16 protein-coding genes and 1 pseudogene are annotated in these 21,654 nt (G+C 47.2%); 6 read left to right on the forward strand and 11 right to left on the reverse strand.

What is annotated here, in order from left to right:
- Positions 1-203 precede the first annotated feature (203 nt).
- From hisS to H6F77_RS00920, 5 genes are all read right to left on the reverse strand, one after another.
- Positions 204-1,487 (reverse strand): histidine--tRNA ligase, encoded by a 1,284-nt coding sequence (hisS, locus tag H6F77_RS00900; protein WP_190484405.1) that lies wholly within the window; start codon positions 1,485-1,487, stop codon positions 204-206.
- Positions 1,488-1,517: 30 nt separating this feature from the next.
- On the reverse strand, positions 1,518-1,847 hold the full coding sequence (locus H6F77_RS00905; RefSeq protein ID WP_309228780.1) for a hypothetical protein: 330 nt from the start codon (positions 1,845-1,847) through the stop codon (positions 1,518-1,520).
- A 59-nt stretch (positions 1,848-1,906) separates the two neighbouring features.
- A complete protein-coding gene (locus tag H6F77_RS00910) occupies positions 1,907-3,037 on the reverse strand; it encodes a hypothetical protein (RefSeq protein WP_190484407.1) in 1,131 nt (376 codons plus the stop codon).
- A gap of 193 nt (positions 3,038-3,230) precedes the next feature.
- On the reverse strand, positions 3,231-4,007 hold the full coding sequence (locus H6F77_RS00915) for an RNA polymerase sigma factor SigF (protein ID WP_190484410.1): 777 nt from the start codon (positions 4,005-4,007) through the stop codon (positions 3,231-3,233).
- Between the two features lie 473 nt (positions 4,008-4,480).
- Positions 4,481-5,314: a photosystem II manganese-stabilizing polypeptide gene (locus H6F77_RS00920; RefSeq protein ID WP_190484413.1), complete on the reverse strand. Its 834-nt coding sequence runs from the start codon at positions 5,312-5,314 to the stop codon at positions 4,481-4,483.
- 337 nt (positions 5,315-5,651) lie between these two features.
- Here H6F77_RS00920 and H6F77_RS00925 point away from each other — a divergent pair, with 337 nt between their 5' ends.
- The 3 genes from H6F77_RS00925 to rdgB all read left to right on the forward strand — a co-directional run bounded on the left by H6F77_RS00925 (position 5,652) and on the right by rdgB (position 8,338).
- Positions 5,652-6,005: a hypothetical protein gene (locus H6F77_RS00925; RefSeq protein WP_309228781.1), complete on the forward strand. Its 354-nt coding sequence runs from the start codon at positions 5,652-5,654 to the stop codon at positions 6,003-6,005.
- A 162-nt stretch (positions 6,006-6,167) separates the two neighbouring features.
- Positions 6,168-7,613, forward strand: coding sequence for a phosphoglucomutase/phosphomannomutase family protein (locus tag H6F77_RS00930; protein WP_190484419.1), 1,446 nt, complete (start codon positions 6,168-6,170; stop codon positions 7,611-7,613).
- A gap of 140 nt (positions 7,614-7,753) precedes the next feature.
- A complete protein-coding gene (rdgB, locus tag H6F77_RS00935; RefSeq protein ID WP_190484422.1) occupies positions 7,754-8,338 on the forward strand; it encodes an RdgB/HAM1 family non-canonical purine NTP pyrophosphatase in 585 nt (194 codons plus the stop codon).
- A gap of 248 nt (positions 8,339-8,586) precedes the next feature.
- On the opposite strand, the gene H6F77_RS00940 is transcribed toward rdgB, so the two are convergent.
- The 3 genes from H6F77_RS00940 to thiD all read right to left on the reverse strand — a co-directional run bounded on the left by H6F77_RS00940 (position 8,587) and on the right by thiD (position 10,651).
- Positions 8,587-8,925, reverse strand: a complete 339-nt coding sequence (locus tag H6F77_RS00940; RefSeq protein WP_190484426.1) for a P-II family nitrogen regulator — start codon at positions 8,923-8,925, stop codon at positions 8,587-8,589.
- Positions 8,926-9,100: 175 nt separating this feature from the next.
- On the reverse strand, positions 9,101-9,712 hold the full coding sequence (locus H6F77_RS00945) for a hypothetical protein (RefSeq protein ID WP_242021809.1): 612 nt from the start codon (positions 9,710-9,712) through the stop codon (positions 9,101-9,103).
- A 111-nt stretch (positions 9,713-9,823) separates the two neighbouring features.
- Entirely contained in the window at positions 9,824-10,651 is an 828-nt protein-coding gene (thiD, locus tag H6F77_RS00950) for a bifunctional hydroxymethylpyrimidine kinase/phosphomethylpyrimidine kinase (protein WP_190484430.1), read from the reverse strand.
- A 319-nt stretch (positions 10,652-10,970) separates the two neighbouring features.
- Between thiD and H6F77_RS00955 the strand changes: the two are divergent.
- Positions 10,971-11,567: pseudogene (locus H6F77_RS00955) on the forward strand (DUF4291 domain-containing protein).
- Positions 11,568-11,647: 80 nt separating this feature from the next.
- Here the strand turns inward: H6F77_RS00955 and ftsZ are convergent.
- Both ftsZ and H6F77_RS00965 read right to left on the reverse strand, forming a co-directional pair.
- Complete coding sequence (gene ftsZ, locus H6F77_RS00960; RefSeq protein ID WP_190484432.1) at positions 11,648-12,934, reverse strand: cell division protein FtsZ; 1,287 nt, start codon at positions 12,932-12,934, stop codon at positions 11,648-11,650.
- Positions 12,935-13,128: 194 nt separating this feature from the next.
- Positions 13,129-13,971 carry a cell division protein FtsQ/DivIB gene (locus H6F77_RS00965; RefSeq protein WP_190484436.1) on the reverse strand — a complete coding sequence of 281 codons (843 nt, stop codon included), beginning with the start codon at positions 13,969-13,971 and terminating at the stop codon, positions 13,129-13,131.
- Positions 13,972-14,725: 754 nt separating this feature from the next.
- Here H6F77_RS00965 and H6F77_RS00970 point away from each other — a divergent pair.
- Positions 14,726-16,075, forward strand: a complete 1,350-nt coding sequence (locus H6F77_RS00970) for a P-loop NTPase fold protein (protein ID WP_190484439.1) — start codon at positions 14,726-14,728, stop codon at positions 16,073-16,075.
- A gap of 373 nt (positions 16,076-16,448) precedes the next feature.
- Here the strand turns inward: H6F77_RS00970 and H6F77_RS00975 are convergent, their stop codons facing one another.
- A complete protein-coding gene (locus H6F77_RS00975) occupies positions 16,449-16,592 on the reverse strand; it encodes a hypothetical protein (protein ID WP_190484442.1) in 144 nt (47 codons plus the stop codon).
- A gap of 90 nt (positions 16,593-16,682) precedes the next feature.
- Here H6F77_RS00975 and H6F77_RS00980 point away from each other — a divergent pair, with 90 nt between their 5' ends.
- Complete coding sequence (locus H6F77_RS00980; RefSeq protein ID WP_190484445.1) at positions 16,683-21,602, forward strand: WD40 domain-containing protein; 4,920 nt, start codon at positions 16,683-16,685, stop codon at positions 21,600-21,602.
- Positions 21,603-21,654 lie beyond the last annotated feature (52 nt).

Raw genomic sequence — 21,654 nt, forward strand, 5'->3', positions numbered from 1 at the left:
TACTTCGCCCTTAAAGATTTTTGGAATTAACTATAGAATTCCGTAAGGATAGCAATTTAGCAATCCTACACGCAAAAATCCCTCTCAGGCCTATTGTTTTAAGTTTTATATTGGATATTTGTTAGCGCTCGAGAGCCTGACAGCTTCTGTATTAACAATTATCAACACATCAGCTTAATGCGCTCTCCCATCCCCAATAACTCCTAGCGCCTACTATCTATCTGCTGTCGCATTTCCACAGTTTTATCCAATAGGTCAGCGATCGCGAGCGCTTCTTGTTCTTTTGTCGCCATCCACTTCAGCTTGACTGTTTGACTTGCTGCCTCTTCATCTCCCAAAATCAAGCAAGCGATCGCTCCACTTTTATCTGCCCGTGAAAATTGCTTCTTAAACGCACTGCCACTCAAGTCTAATTCCACGCTAAACCCAGCCCCTCGCAACTTTTGAGCTAAAACTAGGGCAAGAGACTCAGCGCGATCGCCCCTCGACACTAGATAAAAATCTAATTCGGATGTCGGTGCATTTGCTGTCTGTTGCAGCAATATAATTAAACGCTCTAGGCCAATAGCCCACCCGACAGCGGGGGTATCCGAGCCACCCAATTCTGCCACAAGCCCATCGTAGCGTCCGCCACCGCAAACAGTACCCTGGGAACCCAAGTTATCGGCATCGGAGATAATTTCAAAAGCTGTGTGGGTATAGTAGTCCAAACCGCGCACCAAGCGGGGATTAATTTTATAGCCAATCCCCAAATCGCTCAATAGCTGTTTTACTTGTTCAAAGTGCCGTTTAGAGTCGTCTCCGAGATAGTCCAAAATACTGGGAGCATCCCCGGCAATTTCCTGAGTGCGTTTATCCTTACTATCCAAAATCCGCATTGGGTTGCGAGTCAGACGATCTTGTGAGTCTTTGTCTAACTCGTCTTTATAGGGTGTAAGGTAATCTACCAAAGCTTGCCGATAAAGCTGTCTATCCTGCTGCTTTCCCAAAGAATTGATATTGAGTTGCAGATTTCTAAGACCGAGGGTTTGCAGGATATCCGTAGCGATCGCTATTACTTCTGCATCCGCCCGTGCAGCGCCACTGCCTATAACTTCTACCCCAAGTTGGTGAAATTGTCGCTGTCGCCCTGCTCCGGGACGCTCGTAGCGGAACATTGGGCCAGTATACCAAAGACGCTGGACGCCGCCTGCTGCAATGAGATTCTGTTCAATGACCGATCGCGCTACTCCAGCAGTACCTTCAGGACGCAGGGTAATGGAGCGATCGCCCCTATCCTTGAAGGTATACATTTCCTTTCCCACTACGTCTGTGGCTTCGCCAATGCCCCGTTCGTACAAATCCGTCTGCTCAAAAATCGGGGTGCGAATTTCCTGATAGGCGGCTTTGCCGAGAATTTCGCGTGCTACTGATTCTACCCGTTGCCAATAACCGACTTCAGAGGGCAGAATGTCCCGCGTTCCTCGTAAAGCTTGGATGGTGCCCATTGTCTTACTTTAGATTTTAGATTTTAGATTTTAGATTTTAGATTCTAGTCCATTATCGAAAATCATGGTATCAGCAATTTCTTCGCAATCCTGCCAAGGTTGATAGCGATCGCCGTAATAGGCCAAAATCTGATTTACGCGGTTTCTAGATTTAGCGTCAGCAGCTTTAGAATAATCGAGCCACAAGCCACCTACTTGGCTTTCGTTGTAATCAAACTGTTGCGATCGCGTTTGAATCAGACCGACTTCCATGCCTTGGACTTGCCGCAAATGGGCTGCCACTTCGCGATATATGGCTAGTGGCAATCCAGGAGAGCAAATATGCGATCGCTGCTTTTCTCCAGTTATACAAATTTGCACCCAATAAGCTCCTTCTTTAGCTACATGGGTACATTTTACGCTTCAAGCAACTGTTGATGTCACCCTTGCGCTGGGGGAAGAGCAGCAGTGGGCGCACCCGGTTGAGTTGGATCTGTGGGCGCTACTTTTTCCCCTACCCGTTTTGCTACCTCAACGCCGTATTGTTCGAGAATTACTACAGGGCTGGAAGCATCAGTCATTTCAATCCGCTTGACTAGCACCTGACCATTTGATAACCGCTCTCCCGGTGAGACATATCGGCTTGTTGTTTCATTCGGTGCTTTCACAATAGCCTGCGCTACATTACCCACTTGAATCACCCCTGAAACTTCGACGCCACGAGCCAGAGCTGGGTCTGGTAGCTGTGGCAGTTCTGGCCTAAATATTTGGGGGCCTGCTGCCAACGAAGGTGGCGAAATAGGAGGTGGTGTAATTGGACGAGCAGCGATGGTAGTTTTCGAGGGCGATTTTTTAGCGTTGTTTGGGGCTTTGGCAATAACACGCGGATTTAATGTGCCGGGTCTTCTAGCAATAACACGCGGATTTGACGTGCCGGGTCTTCTAGCAATAACACGCGGATTTGACGTGCCGGGTCTTCTAGCAATAACACGCGGATTTGATGTGCCCGATCTTCTAGCAATAGTGGGCTGACTTGTTGTGCTAGGACGAGAGCGACTTGGAACGCCAGCTTTTGGCGTCCGCGAAGATGGAGACGATATGTTCTTCCTAGTTTGCGCCGATGTCTTGCCTGTGGTTTGCCTATTAACTTTAGGCTGCTGTGGTATCCTCGGCACGGGCGGCACTCTTCTCGGAGTTGTAACCGGGCCTGGCCCTGCGCTGGGGCTTCCAGCTGGAGGTGTATCCGTTGGTTCAACGGTCAAAATCGGCTGCACGGGAATTACAGCAAAGGGGTCTTTGCGCCCTTTTTGAATTCCTACGCTACGCTGATCGCTGTTAGTTGATTGAATCAACCCATTAATCGGTACTTCAGTCCCTGGTTGCCTAGCAACCACTGGTGTGTTAAAAGAAGGCTGAATTTTAGTAGCTGTGGTTGGTGTTGCTGCTGGGGAGGCGACCGGCGTAGGAGACGGCGTAGCGGCAGTTGGTGATGGAGGAGACTCCTCGCCCGAACAGCTTCCCAGCAAGATAGCCAGCATTCCCACAAACCCAATTAATGAAATTTTTCGCATAACCATTCACCCAAGGTTTGACCTAATTACGCCGCAGACTTACCCTTTGCAATAACATCCTGATTTCGGCCAGATGTTAGGGTATATATGATAATTTTAGTCTTTAAAGCCTAGCGCTTCCAAATCCGAAAATTTACTGACTTTTATAGTTTGCTTCTCTTGGGTGAATTTACCGAATATTCCCTCTTGCCATTTAATTTTCAGCGCCTACCATTAGCTGCTTGAGGGATTCCAGCCCTTTTTTGACGCGACGCGAGACTGTGACGACACTGATATCTAACTGCTGTGCAACTTCCTTTTGTGTTAGGTCGTGTAGAAAAACATACTCTAAAATTTCTCTGGTTCGCTGTTCTAGCTGCACTAGAGCCTGTTGCAGGCGAATTTGATCTTCTTGGGCTAACTGGAAACTACGATAACGGTTATCTGGTACGATTTCGCTTAACGAAGTGGTGCCTTCCTCTCCCTCACTTACTGGCACGTCTAAGCTTAGAGGCTCACGATTTTGATAAGCTAGTTTAATTTCCTGCCATTGCGATTCGGAAATATCTAGAGCCTTAGCTAGCTCTGCATCGGTCGGGTTGCGGTTGAATTGCAACCGTAAATCGTGAGTAAATTCCACAGCTTGTCGTTGTAGGGTCTGCCATTGACGAGGAATGCGGACAGAGCAGCTCTTATCGCGTAGATAATGCTGAATTTCACCCCTAATGTAAGGAATGGCGAAGGAACTAAATGCAGTTCCCTTCGTTATCTCGAAACGTTCAATTGCTCTAATTAAGCCGATAGAGCCAACTTGCAGCAAGTCTTCGTAGCTTTCGGTACATTGGTTGACCCAGTGATGCGCTTCTTTTCTAACCAATCCGAAGTTAATTTGTACCAAACGATTACGGACATCTGCCGAAGGCGATTGCTGATATTCTCGCAATAGTTGCCAGCTTTCATGCTTCAGTTGGTTGGAGACGTTGGTAGACATAGCTAAGTTCAGTTAGGAGAGCAACGAGTGCTATAGGCTTAAGACTGTGCTTTATCTCTAGGTGGGATAAATAAAGATAAAGATTTACAGGAAGTAGTCTTATCCTCACCCTGGTTTAGGAGGAAGATCTATGAGGTTTGTTTCCTTTGTGGGGATTTTGGCCTTTTTCTCCCATAAGTCTATAATTTATCTACGTCTACCACAACAGCAATTCCACTAGGTCAACCTAGTGTTTCGATAACTAAATTAATACTGAAAACAGGCTAAAGGTAGTCAGCAACAAGGAAAATGACCTAACCTAGCCTTGTACAACCAAACGGGGCAATCGAGGTACTAAAAGGGTTTGTGGGGGGGGTCTTGAGTTTGGCAAAGGCAAAATATCATAAAAAAAAGGGGCAACAAGCCCCTCTTCTTTACGCCAGCATTCTTAATGAATTAGGCGTGTATGCATAAGTTAGTCTGATTCAGACTGCTTAACCTTGTGCTGGTTCAAGCCGTCCGTAGAAAATACCCCGAATCTTGACTTCTTCTGGCTCGTCAGCGCCCAAGTCGGTATCTGAGGGCTGTTCGCTCTCAAATGTACCTGCAATTTCCCCGGTGCTACTATCTACCTTGGCGACTTGTAGGGAAATCTTACCCTTTAGAGTTTCAGCACGCTTGATGTTGGCACGCGATAGCTCTTCGCTATCGGCTTCGGCGGGGAGTGCTACAGCATTGTCATAGCCACTGGCGACACCACGACCTTTAGGATCGAGGAAAACAGCGCCCCGGTAGGATGGGACGTAGAAATCTCCTTCAAAGTCGGTAGAAGTGTTGAGACTGTCCATACCAGCCTGGCTTTTGGCAACAAGACCTTTGATTGTGAACATAAAAGGTACTCGTTCGCCACCAGGGAGCTGGACGGTGATGGCTTGGAAGTCCAAACCATCTTTTTCAGTAAAGATCAGGCTCTTTTTATTGTCGATTTCGACAGTACCGCTGATCTGGTCCAGGGTGGAAGTATAACGTGTCAACAACTTGCCCTGAACAAATGTTGGCGCTTGCCGTTTATTAACCGATTCTTCTTTAACAAAGAAGGTGGTCGGCTGAAAGCACACGTCCTTCAGGGTATAGGACTGATTGGAATCTAGGGGTATGGAACCCCGTGTCGTTTCTGATAGGGATGGGCAGTTATTAGCTAGTCCGGTGCCTTTGATCTGGTCGTAGCTGAGTGGGGCACTGGTGGCATTTGCGGGTCCATCACTACAAGCGGTTAGCACCCCCAAGCACAAGGCCAAGAATGCAACAATTAAAGCGCGATACCTCATGGTCAACCTCAATCCTCAATATCTCATCTCAAATTCACTGCTGGGGTTATCTTGAAGCTGACTCTACCCAGGCAGCGTTAACTGCTGCTGTCCTCGATAAATGTCGAGGGCGGGGAGATTCTCAGGCGAACAAGACGCCCATGTTATATTGTCAGGCAAGCTATCGCTAAATGAGGGCTAAACCCCCATTGACGGCTGGCAGACTGAGCCAAGTTTTTGATAATGACACCGAATGCTTCGGTCAATCTCTAGAGAGCATTTTACATGGTTAGAGTCGCCTTTCCGCTGACCTTGTTGACCAGAGTCGGGTAAATTTAATTGAAACTCAATAATCAAAATGGATTGCATGAACCGCGACACAGATTTGGAGCTAGGGCAGCTACAGCCAGAATTGCAAGCGATCGCCTCGTCTGTACTGGCTGTAGCCCACACGCAGCAAAACAATACCTTAGCGCTGTTGGCCTTGCTGCGAACTTTGGAGCGGCTGCATCGGGAGATCTGCTGTGGCTTGTTTCAAACATCTTTACCCGATAACCGACAGGATCTTTATGCTCTCTTAAAAGATATTGAAGAAGAGGGAGGCTGGCCCTACATTGACCGCATGAAGCTGCGATCGCTCTTGGCAAATCTACCAGATGACTCGCCACCACCTGAGAACTCAGGCTCACTAACTCAGACTGAACTGAAATAGCTATGTGACTTTTCTACTTAATACACTAGGCACGGGTGATGTTAAAATCCTCCCGTATCCTCCCAAATAAATTGGAAACGATTTTAGATTTTTCGTTTGCACTAAACCTAAAATCACCAATTTCCACTCTCAAATCCCCAATTCCACCCACCCCCTTCTTTTATGTCGCTTGCTTCTCTCCCGATTAAGTTTGGTACAGATGGCTGGCGAGGTCTTATTGCCGCTGATTTCACCTTCGACCGTCTGGCTGTGGTTGCACCATTGGCGGCTCAAGTCCTGGCAGATGTCTATGGTGGCACGGCGGCAAACCGCACAATAATTGTCGGTTATGACCGCCGCTTCATGGCGGAAGAGTTTGCCCGCAAGACGGCTGATGTCGTTTGCGCTGCTGGGTTTGATGTTTGTCTGAGTCAAAGCTATGCGCCTACACCCGCCTTCAGTTGGGCCGCTTATGAACAGCGTGCCTTGGGTGCTTTGGTGATTACTGCAAGTCATAATCCTGGAGGGTATTTAGGGCTAAAAGTAAAGGGTGCGTTTGGTGGCTCTGTTGGCCCTGAAGTCACTTCGCAAATTGAGGCATTGCTGAGCCAAGAACCGACGCTGGCGACAACGCCTGGAAGTATAAAGCAATTCGACCCTTGGCCAAGTTATTGCGAAGCGCTACAGGCGAAAGTTGATATAGCCCAGATTCGGGATGCCGTAACTGGGGGAAAACTTACCGTCTTTGCCGATGTGATGCATGGCGCTGCTGCGGGGGGTCTAGGTCAATTGTTGGGAGTTCCTATCCAGGAAATTAATAGCGATCGCGACCCTTTATTTGGCGGCGGTGCGCCGGAACCCCTACCCCGTTACCTTTCCCAACTGTTCCGGGTAATGCGGACTCATCGACGTACCAGTGACGCTAAGTTGTCAGTTGGATTTGTTTTTGACGGCGATAGCGATCGCATTGCTGCTGTCGATGGACAAGGCAATTTCCTCAGTTCCCAAATTTTGATCCCGATATTAATCGAACACTTAGCAACTCGCCGAAAATTTAGTGGCGAAGTTGTCAAAACTATCAGCGGTTCCGATCTAATGCTTCACCTCGCAACCGCTTACAACCTACCTGTATTTGAGACGCCAGTTGGCTATAAGTACATCGCTGACAGAATGTTAGAAACAAAGTCGGTCATGCTGGGTGGTGAGGAATCAGGAGGCATTGGCTACGGAAATCACATTCCAGAACGGGACGGACTTTTATCAGCACTTTACGTGCTAGAGGCTATCGTTCAATCTGCTATGGATTTAAGCGATTCATATCGACGGTTGCAGGATCAAACTGGATTTAATTCAGCTTATGACCGGATTGACTTGCACCTAAGTGGGATGGAAGTGCGATCGCGCTTGCTCGAACAATTGCAAAATCAGCCATTGACAGAAATCAACGGACGTGGCGTAATAGATTGCTTGACTATTGACGGCTATAAGTTCCGCTTAGAAGATAATAGCTGGCTGATGATTCGTTTTAGCGGCACGGAACCAGTTTTACGACTTTACTGCGAAGCACCTACCCTGAAGCAAGTGCATCAAACGTTAAACTGGGCGAATGAATGGGCAAACAGATTTTAGATTTTACATTGTTAATTTAATACCAAGTAAAATCCAAAACTACCAATTTCTAGGTAATTAATAGTAATGTCATTCCTGCGATCGCAAGCAGGAAAATACACTACTACTGCTAACTAAAAACTCACAACTAAAAAGTACTAATGACATTGCTAGTCGTAGCAACAGGAAATCCAGGTAAACTGCGAGAAATGCAGGAGTATTTAACTGGATTGGACTGGGAGTTAACCCTAAAACCAGATGAACTGGAAATAGAAGAAACGGGCGAGACTTTTAGCGAAAATGCTTGTTTAAAGGCATCTCAAGTGGCGATCGCAACTGGAGAATGGGCGATCGCGGATGATTCTGGTTTGGAAGTGGATGCCTTGGATGGCGCTCCTGGCGTCTATTCAGCTCGTTACGGTAAAACTGACAAGGAGCGAATCGAAAGGTTGCTGTTTGAATTGGGCAACGAATTGAACAGACAAGCGCAGTTTGTATGCGCGATCGCTCTAGCGCGTCCTGATGGTTCAATTGCTGCACAAGCTGAGGGTAAATGTCAGGGGGAAATCATTCACGCTCCTCGCGGTAGCGGTGGATTCGGCTACGATCCTATTTTTTACGTTCCTGCGGGGCAAAAGACATTTGCCGAAATGACAGCACAAATGAAGCGATCGCTAAGTCATCGCGGGATGGCTATCAAAGCGATAATTCCCCAGCTAAAGAAAGTTAGGAATAACGAGTTATGAGGCGGGCACGATTTCCGCACAATTAAGATTTTTCATTGATGAGTAATGAGTATACTATTACCGATTTCACTCAAAACTCAAAACTACAAAGTTAGGAAGGATGACTAATAAGGCGGGCAGTTATTTCCGCACCATTAAGGTTTTCCGGTGATGAGTAATGAGTATACTATTACCGATTTCACCCAAAACTCCAAACCGGAGGCGGAGCAACTCCTGCTCCGCTCAAAACTCAAAACTCCTAAAATTTGTTATACAGCTTCGAGATCCTTTTCGCCTGTCCGAATTCGCACCACCTGATCGATAGGACTGATGAAAATTTTGCCGTCCCCAATTTCTCCAGTCCGGGCTGCGGCGATAACTTTTTCAACCACCATATCAACTTGGTTGTCCTCAACAACAATTTCTACCTTAAGTTTTTGCAAAAACTCAACGGTGTACTCAGAACCGCGATAGCGTTCAGTCTGACCTTTTTGGCGCCCGAATCCGCGGACTTCAGAAACTGTCATCCCCACAATGCCAGCATTCACTAAGGCGATTTTCACTTCGTCTAGTTTAAAGGGCCGGATAATTGCTTCTACCTTTTTCAATCTCTTAGCTCCTCACTGTCTTGTTTTATCTATCTGTTTCCAAACCAGCATGACACTTTCTAGCACCGTCAAAAGCTAGTTTTCGTAACTTTTAATACATTAGCGGCTTCTGTTGCCAATGCACCTGCTTTGATGAGCCGAGGGTGAACTGTTAGGGTTCAACCCAAAGGTGGTTCTAACGACCACCATTTAAAAGTGGGCGCACAATCAAAAAGCCAGTTCCAAATGCCGTCGCCACAATTAGAAAGATGGCTGCAACTAACCACAAGCCACTAATATCCCCTGCACGTTCTGGCGGAGTAGGGCGGCGATACCGTCCTTGTTCCTGTTCTGTAAACAATTTTTCAACAACAGGCGTGCCCTTCTCAGCTTCAACGGGATACGCAGGTACTGGAGGCGGAAGGACTTCAGCTGCTGGGCTGGGTACCGGTGGGGGTGGGGTACGACGCACATTTGCGGAGGGTGTAGGTTCGGGTCGAAATTCCGGCACAACTGGGGCTGCTTCGCTTCGACCAACTGGCTGCCAGGAAGCGACGACTTGCTGCGCTTGCATTGCCGACTGAATAACGCGGTCAAATTCTTGTCGCAGGTGTTGATTTTGTTTACTTAACTGCTGATTTTGAGCGTTCAGCGAGTCCAACATTGCCTGTGCTGCCTGCAACTCTGCTGCCAGTTCTCGGTAAACCGAAATGGGTACAGAGGGGCAGTAGGCGTTGGGTGTCTGCGGGGTCTGTGTGGGAGGGGTGACATTTCGCATGGGTGGTTTGATGCTGGGATTGTATGTCATGGGTTTCGCGCTTTGTTATGTTAGGCAAGAATAGTGGAAATTCAGGGGATATGGGAGCAATTATTCAATAAATTTGCTTTTTAATTTACCTCGAAATTGTCTGCATAAACATTAGTTGCGTGGGAATTGCAACAGGGGAAAAAAGTGCCCCACTGGCCCTTGGCCTTGGCCAATGTGTAAAGCGTACCTCAGCGCTGTTGTGACGTAATCTTTTGCGTGTAGGACAGCATCGAGGGGGTTTTTACCCAAAGCTAGATTAGCAGCGATCGCGGCTGCAAGCGTACAACCCGTTCCGTGAGTGTTGTTGGTATCCACAGTATCCGTTTTTAAGGTTTCCAGCCGATTTCCATCAAACCAGATATCGACACCCCGCAAGCTTCCCTCCATTCCCCCTCCCTTTACTAAGACGGCTTTCGCCCCTAGTTCATATATACATTGGGCAGCGGCTCTCATATCATCTAGATTATTAATCTGCAACCCCGCCAAGAGCTGCGCCTCGTACTTGTTAGGCGTCACAATATTTGCTTTTGGGATCAGCCTGTTCCGCAAAGAGGCTATGGCGTCATCATCAATCAATACTGCACCCGTGCGCGATACCATTACCGGGTCAACCACCAAATTTTTTAGACCTAAAGCTTCTACCCCCTCTGCTACGGCGTCAATAATCTCTCGGTTGAGCAACATCCCAGTTTTAGTAGCTGCAACGCCAATATCGCTAACTACAGCCTCGATTTGAGCGATAACTGCTTCTGGCGGTAGGGCGTCAACCCGCGTCACTCCTAGAGTATTCTGAGCAGTGATACAGGTGATAGCGTTGGTTCCGTGAACGCAGTGAAAGGCGAATGTCCGTAAATCGGCTTGAATACCAGCACCACCGCCGCTATCGGAACCTGCAATGGTCAAAGCAACGGGTACGCTTGATGGGGATTTTACTGTCATAGCTTTGTCGATGCATTGGCCAAGTAACAGAAGTAGGTAGAGATTCTTAATATTTACCAAATTTACCAGTTTGGCAAATTTGCTGTGCGTAGTTTTGCGCGCGATCGCCTCTAGCCGACAAATGCTAAAAAATTATGCATTTAGCCCGATTTGAGCGTGAGGAAAATTTGGCTATTTAAATAAACAATTGGGAACTTATAAATTTGCCAAGCTCTTAGATTATCAGCGAGTATGGGGAGACATTAGCTATCAATTTCCATAAGTCTACAAAGGCTTGAAGATTTTTACTTTTTATTTTTGTGCTACAAATGTAATAAATATGTCGCGCCAAATTTTTGCGAGTTATGACGCCGAAGGTATTTTTGTCTACCAAGCCTTCAAACACTCGATAGCTGATGAAGCGATTCGTCTGGGAAGGTTCGGAAAAGGCTTCAACATGGGGCGGATGACATAGATAAAGCCTTCCTTCGGCTGGATGCTATACAGATCTAAGTACGCAACTCAACACAGACAAGAGCGCATTCTCAAAATCAAACTCAGCCATGAGGGTTTTCAGAGAATACTTTCTGCGGGAATATCTACTTCATTTGAACCGAGCATATTCCCTACAGAAGAAGAGTGGCGTAAAGCGCTCGATAGTTCTCTAGTGCGGTATCAATGGGACCCGGATCGGGATATATGGCTGAGACGTTTGGAGAGACGTGCTATACAATTAGGCATTCGGGGCAGTGTTGTCAGAGACTATGCGAACGTTTGGATTATAGGAATAGAGGATGTTACTGAATTAGCGCAGGCGATCGCTACATCCGTCAAGAACCGCACAAAAGATAGTTCCTTAGCGCCCATCGAACAAATCTATCAAGTTAACACCCAGATTCAACAAACTTTAGCAATGATAGAAACAGCCAGCTGCTGATAAAAGCGGAGGCAAACTTAATAGTACCCTTGGGTTACTAATAGCTTTTGAGTGCGACCTTACTTAAGGAAAACCACCTACTATTCTCTACGAGGGGTACGTCGTCCGCGCAGAAACTCAGGAATATCCAACCCCGGTCTTTCATTTGGGTCAAAAGTCGGTTGCGGTGTTGGTGTTGTAGATTGAGGAGGAGGAGGCAGTGGCGTTGTTGGTCGCTTGGGAGGCGGAGCTACTCGTGCTGCTGGCGTAGCTTGAACTTCACCTGTAAAGCCAGTAGCAATAACAGTGATTCTCACCTCGCCTTGCATCCTGTCATCAATCACGGCTCCAAAAATAATATTGGCGTTGGGATCGACGACTTCATATATTGTTTCCGCAGCGGCATTGACTTCGTGCAGGGTGAGGTCGCTGCCACCAGTAATGTTAAATACAACCCCTCTAGCTCCTTCAATAGAAGATTCTAATAGAGGAGAGGAAATAGCAGCTACAGCTGCTTCTCTGGCTCTCGATTTCCCAGAGCCAACACCAATTCCCATCAAAGCCGAACCAGCATCTGCCATCACTGCTCTGACATCGGCAAAATCCACATTTACCAAGCCTGGGATAGTGATGATATCAGAAATGCCTTGAACACCCTGACGCAGGATGTCATCGGCAAACCGAAACGCTTCTTGAACTGGCGTGGTTTCTGAAATTACAGACAGCAGCTTATCGTTAGGGATAATAATCAGCGTATCCACACGACTTTGTAAAGCGGCAATGCCTTCATCTGCTTGGTTAGTGCGTCTCCGTCCTTCAAACATGAAAGGGCGGGTAACGACGCCTACTGTCAACGCTCCCATTTCTTTAGCCACTTCCGCAACAATTGGTGCTGCGCCCGTTCCAGTCCCGCCGCCCATCCCAGCGGTAATGAACACCAAATCTGAAGTTTCCAGGGCAGCCGCGATCTCGTCGCGGGATTCTTCAGCAGCTTTCTGGCCAATAGCAGGATTGCCACCCGCACCGAGTCCCCTAGTCAACTTTTGACCCATTTGCAAGCGTTTGGGGGCAGCTGACTGGGCTAGCGCTTGGGCATCGGTGTTGACAGTCCAAAATTCAACCCCACTCACGTCGCTGGCGATCATGCGGTTAACGGCATTGCCCCCACCCCCGCCGACGCCAATGACTTTAATTCTGGCAACGCTACCTGGCACGATGTTGTCACTCCTGGATTCTTCCCTGGGCGTTCCCTTGGTATCTTGAGCTTGGTTTAAATGTAACCCTGAGTTACTAAAGGGATTTGAGTTATCCACTGCAAGTGAATTACCCGCATATGTTGCGGTTTGGGAACTTTGATGGGCAAGCCCTAGTTTACTATTGAGCGTCATTGCAATAGGGAAGGGTCAATAAACAACTTTTCAATTTTAGGTAGCGATATGAGTCAACTATAGGGTAAGTTGATCGAAAAACCAATGAGCGCGATCGCGACGTTAATGTTCTTGAAGAGGTAATCAGCCAAAGGGCTAGGTACTAGGGATTTTAAATGATTTAATGTAATCTTCATAGTACTCCTTGCATGATTTTAAGGATTGCGCCGTTCTACTGTATCATTGGCTTTTGTCATTTGAATTGAAGGGAACTCTGGGTTTTTAAGGTCGATATACGCAATTTGGCTGGCTTTTAGATGGGTTGGCAATTCTCGCATTCTATCGAGAACGGTGAGTTGATAAGCAAATCGTGAACTGTAAGCACCAAAATGTACCTTTCCCAGCTCGGTTTTGAGAATTAAATTGGCTGGATCTTGGCAATCAATCTCTAAAACTTTGATGGGACTGTGGCTCACCGCCTGATAAAGTTCAGGCCAATAGGGGCGATATAGTTCGCTCAAGCCAATAACTTTTAGTTTCGGCAATGCCATAGAACTATTTAGAGCGGTGTAGCTATGTATTGGCATCCATACACCCTGGCGATCTAATAGTCCCACTTGCGAGGAACGAGATGAAGTTTTAGGGTTGGGCATACTTTGGGGCTGAGCGATCGCCACTGGCTGTCGCTCTTTCACTTGTATTGTCAAGCTCGGAGGTACGAGTTGGCGGGTAACTGTAGCATGGGCAATCGGAGCTTGAGACTCCAGCAATTCAGCAATTTCTTGCGGTTGCATCCGCCATAAAGACTGTGGATAAGAGAGGGTAAGCATCGACCTAATGGCTGATGCTCCTAAAAACTTATTGCCCTCAATGGCAATTTGCTCTGGTTTGCGGATCACCCAGCCGGGTAAAGTTGTCACCCAGACTACGCTACCTGCTAACCCCGTAAGAGCTAAACTTCGCCAAACCGCCTGAAAAGATTTAATCTGGCGCTGGCGACGCAACTTTTGACGCCGACTCGTCAATTCTGCTTGAGAGACTGATGCAAAGCTTGTCATCCTAAAAAAGTCAATTATGTGACTGTAAAGTTATGAATGGCAGTTGTACTTGTAGAAAAACCTAATAAAACTGCACAAAACCTGTGTTAATAACTCGCCTGTCTGCTCATAGCCAGCTATTTCCGAAATCAAAACCTGTCTTAAGGGTACTCCTACATCGGACAAGTGGAAGTATTAATTTGCTTTCCGGTTTGTGTGGAATTATTAGTTTTTCCCTAAGTGTTGTTTCTTTCATTCATCCTCAATCCTCACCCATCGGGAGGGTAATGCTGCCCCATATGTTCTAGCCGCTAGTCTAAATTCTAGAGTTTAAAGCCTAAAGTACCTTCTGTGCCCACGTATGCTTGATTTATCTTTAATTTGCAATGTTGCACGAATGCAAGCACTTCCCTAGCTAGCGTACTTTTGCATTTCGAGGCAAGCAGCCTGCGCGGATTGGGGTTAGGGCAATATCTGATATTAATAGTGGTACCAGACTGAGTAATTATGCCAGATGTTGTCAGTTTCCTGTGGGGGATTGACACCCCTCTTTAAGGGCAAGGTTTGTGGGTTCACCGCACAATAAGGATGTTCAGCTTGCCTTTAAGCTAGGAGAAATTTAAGCAATAGGCCAGACAGCTAATATAGCGATCGCTAATGTAAAATTTGCAACAGTCTTTCGCGCCCATAGCGCGAAGAGCAGTTTCTCCCAGTATCAGGACTGGGAGAAACTGGCCACCTGGGAACAACCAGACTCAAATCTATTGAGGGATCAATGAAACTGCATCTACCTTCCTTTTTCAAAGCGTGTAACCCCAGTAAAACCCTAATTTTCGGTAATCCAGAGGATCGTCAGTACTATATCGATTTTTCTGACGTGCGAGGTGGCAAAATTATCGAGGCTTTAGGGCGAACTATAGTTCGCATTTCACCCGATGAGCCTACCTGTCAGCTATTTACAGGACATATTGGCTGTGGCAAATCCACAGAACTTCAGCGGCTAAAAGCCCAGTTGGAGCAAGAGAAGTTTCATGTGGTTTATTTTGAGTCAAGTCAAGACTTAGATATGGCTGATGTCGATATCAGCGACATTTTGCTCGCGATCGCCAAGTCGGTGAGTGAAAGCTTGGAAGCCATAGGAATTATCCTCAAACCCACCTACTTCAACAACTTATTCAAAGAAGTCAAGGATTTTTTGCAGACACCCATCGAGCTTTCGGGCGAAGCTCAGTTGTCGGTTGGTATCGGCAAAATTACTGCCAAAACAAAAGAAAGCCCCAAACTACGGGATCATCTTCGTCAAATATTAGAACCTCGAACCGAAGGCGTGTTAAAAGCCATTAATGAAGAAATATTGGCAAAAGCACGCGAGCAACTGAAGTTACGCGGTCAAAAAGGTCTTGTAGTGATTATAGATAACCTGGATCGCGTTGATGCTCGACCGATGTCTGGTTCTGGGCGTACTCTCCCCGAGTACCTATTTATCGACCGGGGCGAACAGTTGCGCCGTCTGAACTGCCACCTAGTCTACACTCTCCCGCTGGCGTTAAATTTTTCAAACGAATACGAAGCCCTCAAGAATCGCTTAGGGGGTGGTGTGGCTCCCAAAGTGTTGCCAATGGTGCCGATTCAACTGCGTCATGGGGGTGACTATCCAGAGGGAATGGCTCTGCTGCGACAGCTTGTGCTAACAAGAGCTTTTCCAGATGTGGAGGCGACAGAGAGGCTGGGGTTGCTGCCAGAGCTTTTTGACAGTATAGAAACCCTGGATCGCTTGTGCCGCATTAGTGGCGGTCACGTGCGGAATTTGCTGGGGTTGCTGTTTAACTGCCTGCAACAGGAAGATCCACCCTTCTCTCGCAGCTGTTTGGAGAGCGTAATTAAAGGCTACCGCGACGATCTGGTTTTAGGGATTGATGAGGCTGAATGGGAGTTATTATTCCAGGTCGTGCAACAGCAGCTTGTGAAAGGGGACAAAGAATACCAAACCCTATTACGAAGTATGTTTGTTTTTGAATATCGCGATGATAAAGGCCGATGGTTCGGTATCAACCCAGCTCTTGCAGAAACCGAAAAATTTCAGTCTTTGGTAGTTGGGAAACCAATTGCGCCTGCCCGCTATTAGCTATTAGTTAATAGCTGATATTGGCTGGATTGAGTCAGGAATAGAGGATAGTGGGAGGTTCGCTATTCTCTATTCCCTAGTACCCATTTAAGCTTTTTGCCACTCCTTCCCATAGCTTTTTAAGAATGTAACGAAGCAGGCGGAACCAACACGGAGTAGACTTAGATAAGAGGAGTAATTAAGGCGACTTCATATCACTATAAAGATGTGATCCAGATCATATTATGTTGTGATATGAACGGTTCTAGTGCATGGAGGCTGTTAGGAATAACATAAGTGTGGTAAAAGAAATATATCTCGAATTGAAGATGATTTAGAAACGTACTTAAGGGGAAAATAAGGGCGAACGCTGCTTAAATCCTGGCTTTAAAAGCTAACAAAAGGATTGAGGAGAGCGATCGTTCTCCCCACAGTAGATAGCGATCGCTATAAGAGTTTTGAAACCTGCTCCTAGCCTCAAAAAGCGGCTAGGAATGCTAATGCTCTGGAAACTTAAATCCTTAGCAGTGTTTAGCATTTGGTCAAAATGTTTTTGTAGCGTTTAGCAATTAGCAATTAGCTAATATCTAACAGGTAAGATCGAACAGCTAACAGCTAACAGCTAATAATGACGGAGTTAGCCCAACCCGAAGAAGTAGCCGCGTCCAACGATCGCTCCTTGAAAACTTTATCAAGGGCAATTACTCTCTCAGTCGGGCAATTTGCACTAATTTTGGTGCGCTGTAACTATGCAGCCTTGCAGCAGCTTCAACAGCAGCGACTGCAAGAAATCTGCTGCGTCCGCCTGAGCCAGCTATTCCTGCCTTCGTCTATCAAGACCTTGTACACCACCATACTCAAAGCTTTGGCATCTGAGCCGACACCACAAATGGTATTCGGCTTAGAGTCAGTAACAGCAATTGACCAGGTGCTAATTTCTACAAACCAGGTACGGGACGAGTTTCGCAAAAACTTGACCTTCCCCTTAGTGTTGTGGGTGACAGATGAAGTGCTACAAAAGCTAACGCGGTTTGCTCCCGACTTCAAAAGTTGGGCAGCTACCTCTATTAAGTTTGAACTGGACAATGACGAGTTAATTGCTGTGTGGCGTCAAACGGCTTTGGAGCTGTTTACTACTATTTTGCAAAGCGGAGTTGGGGAGTTTCTGCCCAATCATGCTCTCGATCTAGCACCGGGTTGCCGCCGACGCGGGGAACTTGAGTCGGCGCAAAGAGATTTGGCATCTCGGGGCATCAGTTTAGAACCCATACTACAAGCTACCTGGGAATTTATACTGGGTCGAGATGCCTATGCCACCGACCAGTTGGACGATGCCTTAGAACATTATCGGCAGTCCTTGCAGATTGGGAATGGGCTTGAGTCTCTTGTCACTTGTCCGTCGTCCGTCGTCTTTCGCAGCCCCCAGCATGAGGCTACCAGCCCTTCATCTCTAACCCCTACTACCAATTCCCCAGCAGCGATCGCGGGGATAGTACTATTTCACATCGGGCTGTGTTATTCCCGTAAGGCTAGTATGGAACCAACACAGAGCGAAAATCACTGGGAGCAAGCCAGGGGGTATTTCCAGCAATCTTTAGAAACGTTTGAACGGCAAGATCGCCCAGACTTAGCGGCTGAAATTTACAGTCATTTGGGTGAGGTGCTGCGGCGTGGGGAAGCGTGGGAAGATTTGCAAGCTTTGGCTTATCGGTCGCTGACACAGGCAGAAACTTATAATAGTCCCGTGCTGCTGGCTCAGGCTTACGGCTTTTTAGCGTTCGTTGCGCGATCGCGGCAAAACTCTGTAGAAGCTGGTCGATTAGCTGAACTCGCTTTGGAACATTTGGCTCAATCCCCGACTGCACGAAGCCAGCAACGGGGGTTATATCTATTAATTGTGGGTTCATCTCTGCGGCAGGTAGGACAGCTAGAAGCAGCGGTTCATTACCTAGAACTGGCGCGAGACGAAACTGAGCCGCAAAAAATTAACCAGGGACTGGGGTTTAAACCAGGAGTAAGCCCGCAGCTTTATATTGATATTTTGGAAGAACTGCGATCGCTCTACTTCGAGATGGGCCAATTTTGGTCGGCGTTTCAACTCAAGCAAGAGCAAAGGTCAATCGGGCAGCAGTATGGGTTTTCTCCCTTTTTGGGTGCTGCTCCATTACAACCCCACCCGGCTGGATTGGGAGCAGCAAGCGCCCAAATTGCTGCCGCAGGTCGTCAGCAAGATGTCAATCGCTTGATCGAACGCATCAGCCGCAACGACCATAAACTAACAATAATTCACGGTGCTTCCGGCGTGGGCAAAAGTTCCCTGATTAATGCCGGGTTAGTACCGCAACTAAAGGTTAGCATCCTGGGCGCAAGACAAACATTGCCCGTAGTGCTGCAAGTTTACACAGATTGGTTAGCAGAATTGGGCAAGCGTTTGGCAGAAGCCAGAGGAGAACTAAGGAGTTTCTCGTCCGGCGACCTCCGTCAATACCAGCCTTCAGACGCCCAAGTTATTGTCAAACAGATCGAGCAAAATGCAGGGCAAAACTTGCTAACGGTGCTGATTTTCGACCAGTTTGAAGAGTTTTTCTTTGTAGGCGCTGGAACTGAGGCACGGCAGCAGTTTTATGATTTTTTAGCGCAGTGTCTAAATCTTCCTTTTGTGAAAGTTATTTTATCGCTGCGTACAGATTTCTTGCATTACTTGTTGGAGTGCGATCGCCATAGCAATCTGGATGTCATAAACAACAATATCCTCGATAAAGATATTCGCTACTGCTTAGAAGATCTTTCCCCAGAAGACGCCAAATCAGTAATACTCAGCTTAACCCAATGCCAGAACAGACCAGTCAGTTCTCCGCCTCTGGAACCGGAGCTGATAGACGCATTCGTGCGAGATCTAGCAAGAGAGCGGGGATCGGTTCGCCTGGTTGAGTTACAGGTAGTAGGCGCTCAACTGCAAGCAGAACAAATTAAAACTCTCGAACAATATCAGCAACTCGGAGCCGATCCTAAAGCAGCACTGGTCGAGCGATCGCTGCGAGACGTTATTAGGGATTGCGGACAAGAAAACGAAGATGCCGTATGGTCAGTCTTGTTCTCCTTAACCAACGAGAGGGGCATCCGACCCCTAAAAACTAAGCCAGAGTTGTTCATCTCATTATTCGCCATCGATTACCATGAAAAATCAACAATCAATAGCCAACAAGTAACCCTAGACTTAATTTTCAATATTTTGGTCGGCTCAGGCTTAGTGTTGCGCGTGCCAGAACAGCCAGAAAACAGATATCAACTCGTTCACGATTATCTGGTCGAACCAATCCGCAAGGTCTACCATCAGCGATCGCAATTGAACATGGCAGTACAGCTAGCCAGCAAAGAAGAGCAAGAGACGCAATTAATCGCCTCTCTGCATCGGGTTCGCAAACAAAAACTACGAGCCGTTGCTATTGGCATTACCATGAGCATTTTTGCAGTGGCAGCCGTTGCGTTTGCCTTGGGAGCCGAAACAGAAAGAAAACGGGCTGTTATCGCCGAAAACAACGCGCAACTAAGCGCTCGGAGCGCTTCTTCTGAAGCCCTGTTTGTCTCTCATAAAGAATTTGATGCGCTAATAGAAGGATTGAGAGCGGGGCGACTGTTACAAAAGTCATCAGGGGTAGAAACAGATACCAAGATACAAGTGCTGACCGCACTAGAGCAGGCGGTTTACGGCGTCAAAGAGCTAAATCGCTTAGAGGGCCATGCTGATGTAGTCTGGCATATTTGTTTTAGCCCCGATGGTAAAACAATCGCTTCAAGCAGTCGCGACAAAACCGTGAAACTCTGGCGAACAGACGGCACGCTCATAAGTACCCTCAAAGGGCATAAAGATAGCGTTACGAGTGCCAGTTTCAGCCCGGATGGTCAGAAAATTGCCTCTGCTAGTTGGGATAATACGGTGAAAATCTGGCGATCTGATGGAGTTTTGCTTCAAACGCTCCAGGGACATGGGGGTTATGTTTTTAGCGTTACTTTCAGCCCAGATGGTCAAAGTATTGCCTCTGCTAGTGCCGATGGCACGGTGAAAATTTGGACGGTTGGGGGCAAGCTACTCAAAACTTTAAAAAGTCATCAAGGAGGCGTTACCTGGGTAACTTTTTCACCGGATGGTCAGTTAATTGCCTCAGCTGGTGAGGACAAAACAGTAAAGCTGTGGGATCGCACTGGCAAAATGCTCAAAACCCTAGTCGGTCATACAGGCAAAGTCAACTACGTCAGTTTCAGTTCAGATAGTCAACAACTTGCTTCAGCCAGCGATGACAAAAGGGTGAAACTCTGGGATCGCACTGGAAAACTGCTCAAAACTTTCGACGGGCATGCGGCATGGGTATTTGGAACGAGTTTTAGTCCCGATGGCAAGATACTTGCGGGGGCGAGTAAAGACAACACGGTAAGACTGTGGCAGCGCGACGCCTCTGAAGAAGATGCACTGCCCCCACAACTTCTGCAAGGGCACGGCGATGGTGTAACCAGCGTACAATTTAGCCCGGATGGTAAGACTATTGCCTCAGCTAGTTACGACAAAACGGTGAGGATATGGGAGCGCAAAGAGCGCGGGCGCAAAACTTTAACGGGGCATAGCGATGAGGTTATAGATGTCAGCTTCTCGCCAGATGGTCAGACTATCGCTTCTGCTAGTGCAGACAACACTATTAAACTCTGGAACCGCGCTGGCAAATTGCTAACAACATTAAAAGGACATACAGATAAGGTTCTTAGCGTTACTTTTTCGCCGGATGGCAAGATGATTGCTGCTGCCAGTAGGGATAAGAAGGTGAAACTGTGGAGTAAGACTGGGAAGTTAATTAAAACTTTGATCGGTCATGCTGATTGGGTATTGGATGTTAGCTTTTCACCAGATGGGAAATTTTTAGCATCTGCCAGTCGGGACAAGACGATTAAAATGTGGAGTTCGACGGGCAGTTTGATTAAGACGTTGAAGGGACATGGCGATCGCGTTAACAGCGTCACTTTTAGCCCCGATGGTCAATTGATGGCTTCTACTAGCGATGACAAGACGGTAAAACTCTGGACATCTGAGGGGAAGTTACTCAAAACTCTCCAAGGCCATTTAAATTGGGTTTTGGATGTCAGCTTCAGTCCCGATGGACAGCAGTTGGCTTCGGCTAGTTATGACAATACGGTGAAACTGTGGAATCGCCGGGGTGATGAGTTGAGAACTCTGAAAGGGCCTAGCGATAGTGTGGCGCATGTGAGTTTCAGCCCGGACGGTCAAATTCTGGCAACAACTAGCTGGGATAACCGAGTGCAGTTATGGCGGCTGGACGACACGTTGATTAAAACGTTAGAAGGGCATAGCGATCGCGTCACGAGTGTAAGTTGGCGTCCTGATGGCAAGGGGCTTGCGTCGGCTAGTAATGACGGTACGGTAATTTTGTGGAATCTAGATTTGGATGATTTGCTCAAACAAAGTTGCAACTGGCTGCATGATTATTTACAGACCAACCCAAAAGTCCGCGAGAGCGATCGCCAGCTCTGCGATAATTGAATTTTCAATGATAAATTAATTGCATAATTTATCATTCCTAACTCCTAATTGG

It is taken from the genome of Microcoleus sp. FACHB-831 (assembly GCF_014695585.1).
GTDB lineage: Bacteria > Cyanobacteriota > Cyanobacteriia > Cyanobacteriales > FACHB-T130 > FACHB-831.

Excerpts from the sequence above, each read along its gene's own strand:
- H6F77_RS00980 (WP_190484445.1), top strand. The coding sequence starts at position 16,683 with ATGACGGAGTTAGCCCAACCCGAAGAAGTAGCCGCGTCCAACGATCGC.
- ftsZ (WP_190484432.1), bottom strand. The coding sequence starts at position 12,934 with ATGACGCTCAATAGTAAACTAGGGCTTGCCCATCAAAGTTCCCAAACC.
- H6F77_RS00920 (WP_190484413.1), bottom strand. The coding sequence starts at position 5,314 with ATGAGGTATCGCGCTTTAATTGTTGCATTCTTGGCCTTGTGCTTGGGG.
- H6F77_RS00945 (WP_242021809.1), bottom strand. The coding sequence starts at position 9,712 with ATGACATACAATCCCAGCATCAAACCACCCATGCGAAATGTCACCCCT.
- thiD (WP_190484430.1), bottom strand. The coding sequence starts at position 10,651 with ATGACAGTAAAATCCCCATCAAGCGTACCCGTTGCTTTGACCATTGCA.
- H6F77_RS00970 (WP_190484439.1), top strand. The coding sequence starts at position 14,726 with ATGAAACTGCATCTACCTTCCTTTTTCAAAGCGTGTAACCCCAGTAAA.
- H6F77_RS00925 (WP_309228781.1), top strand. The coding sequence starts at position 5,652 with ATGGATTGCATGAACCGCGACACAGATTTGGAGCTAGGGCAGCTACAG.
- H6F77_RS00930 (WP_190484419.1), top strand. The coding sequence starts at position 6,168 with ATGTCGCTTGCTTCTCTCCCGATTAAGTTTGGTACAGATGGCTGGCGA.
- H6F77_RS00915 (WP_190484410.1), bottom strand. The coding sequence starts at position 4,007 with ATGTCTACCAACGTCTCCAACCAACTGAAGCATGAAAGCTGGCAACTA.
- hisS (WP_190484405.1), bottom strand. The coding sequence starts at position 1,487 with ATGGGCACCATCCAAGCTTTACGAGGAACGCGGGACATTCTGCCCTCT.
- H6F77_RS00965 (WP_190484436.1), bottom strand. The coding sequence starts at position 13,971 with ATGACAAGCTTTGCATCAGTCTCTCAAGCAGAATTGACGAGTCGGCGT.
- H6F77_RS00910 (WP_190484407.1), bottom strand. The coding sequence starts at position 3,037 with ATGCGAAAAATTTCATTAATTGGGTTTGTGGGAATGCTGGCTATCTTG.
- H6F77_RS00975 (WP_190484442.1), bottom strand. The coding sequence starts at position 16,592 with ATGCTAAACACTGCTAAGGATTTAAGTTTCCAGAGCATTAGCATTCCT.
- rdgB (WP_190484422.1), top strand. The coding sequence starts at position 7,754 with ATGACATTGCTAGTCGTAGCAACAGGAAATCCAGGTAAACTGCGAGAA.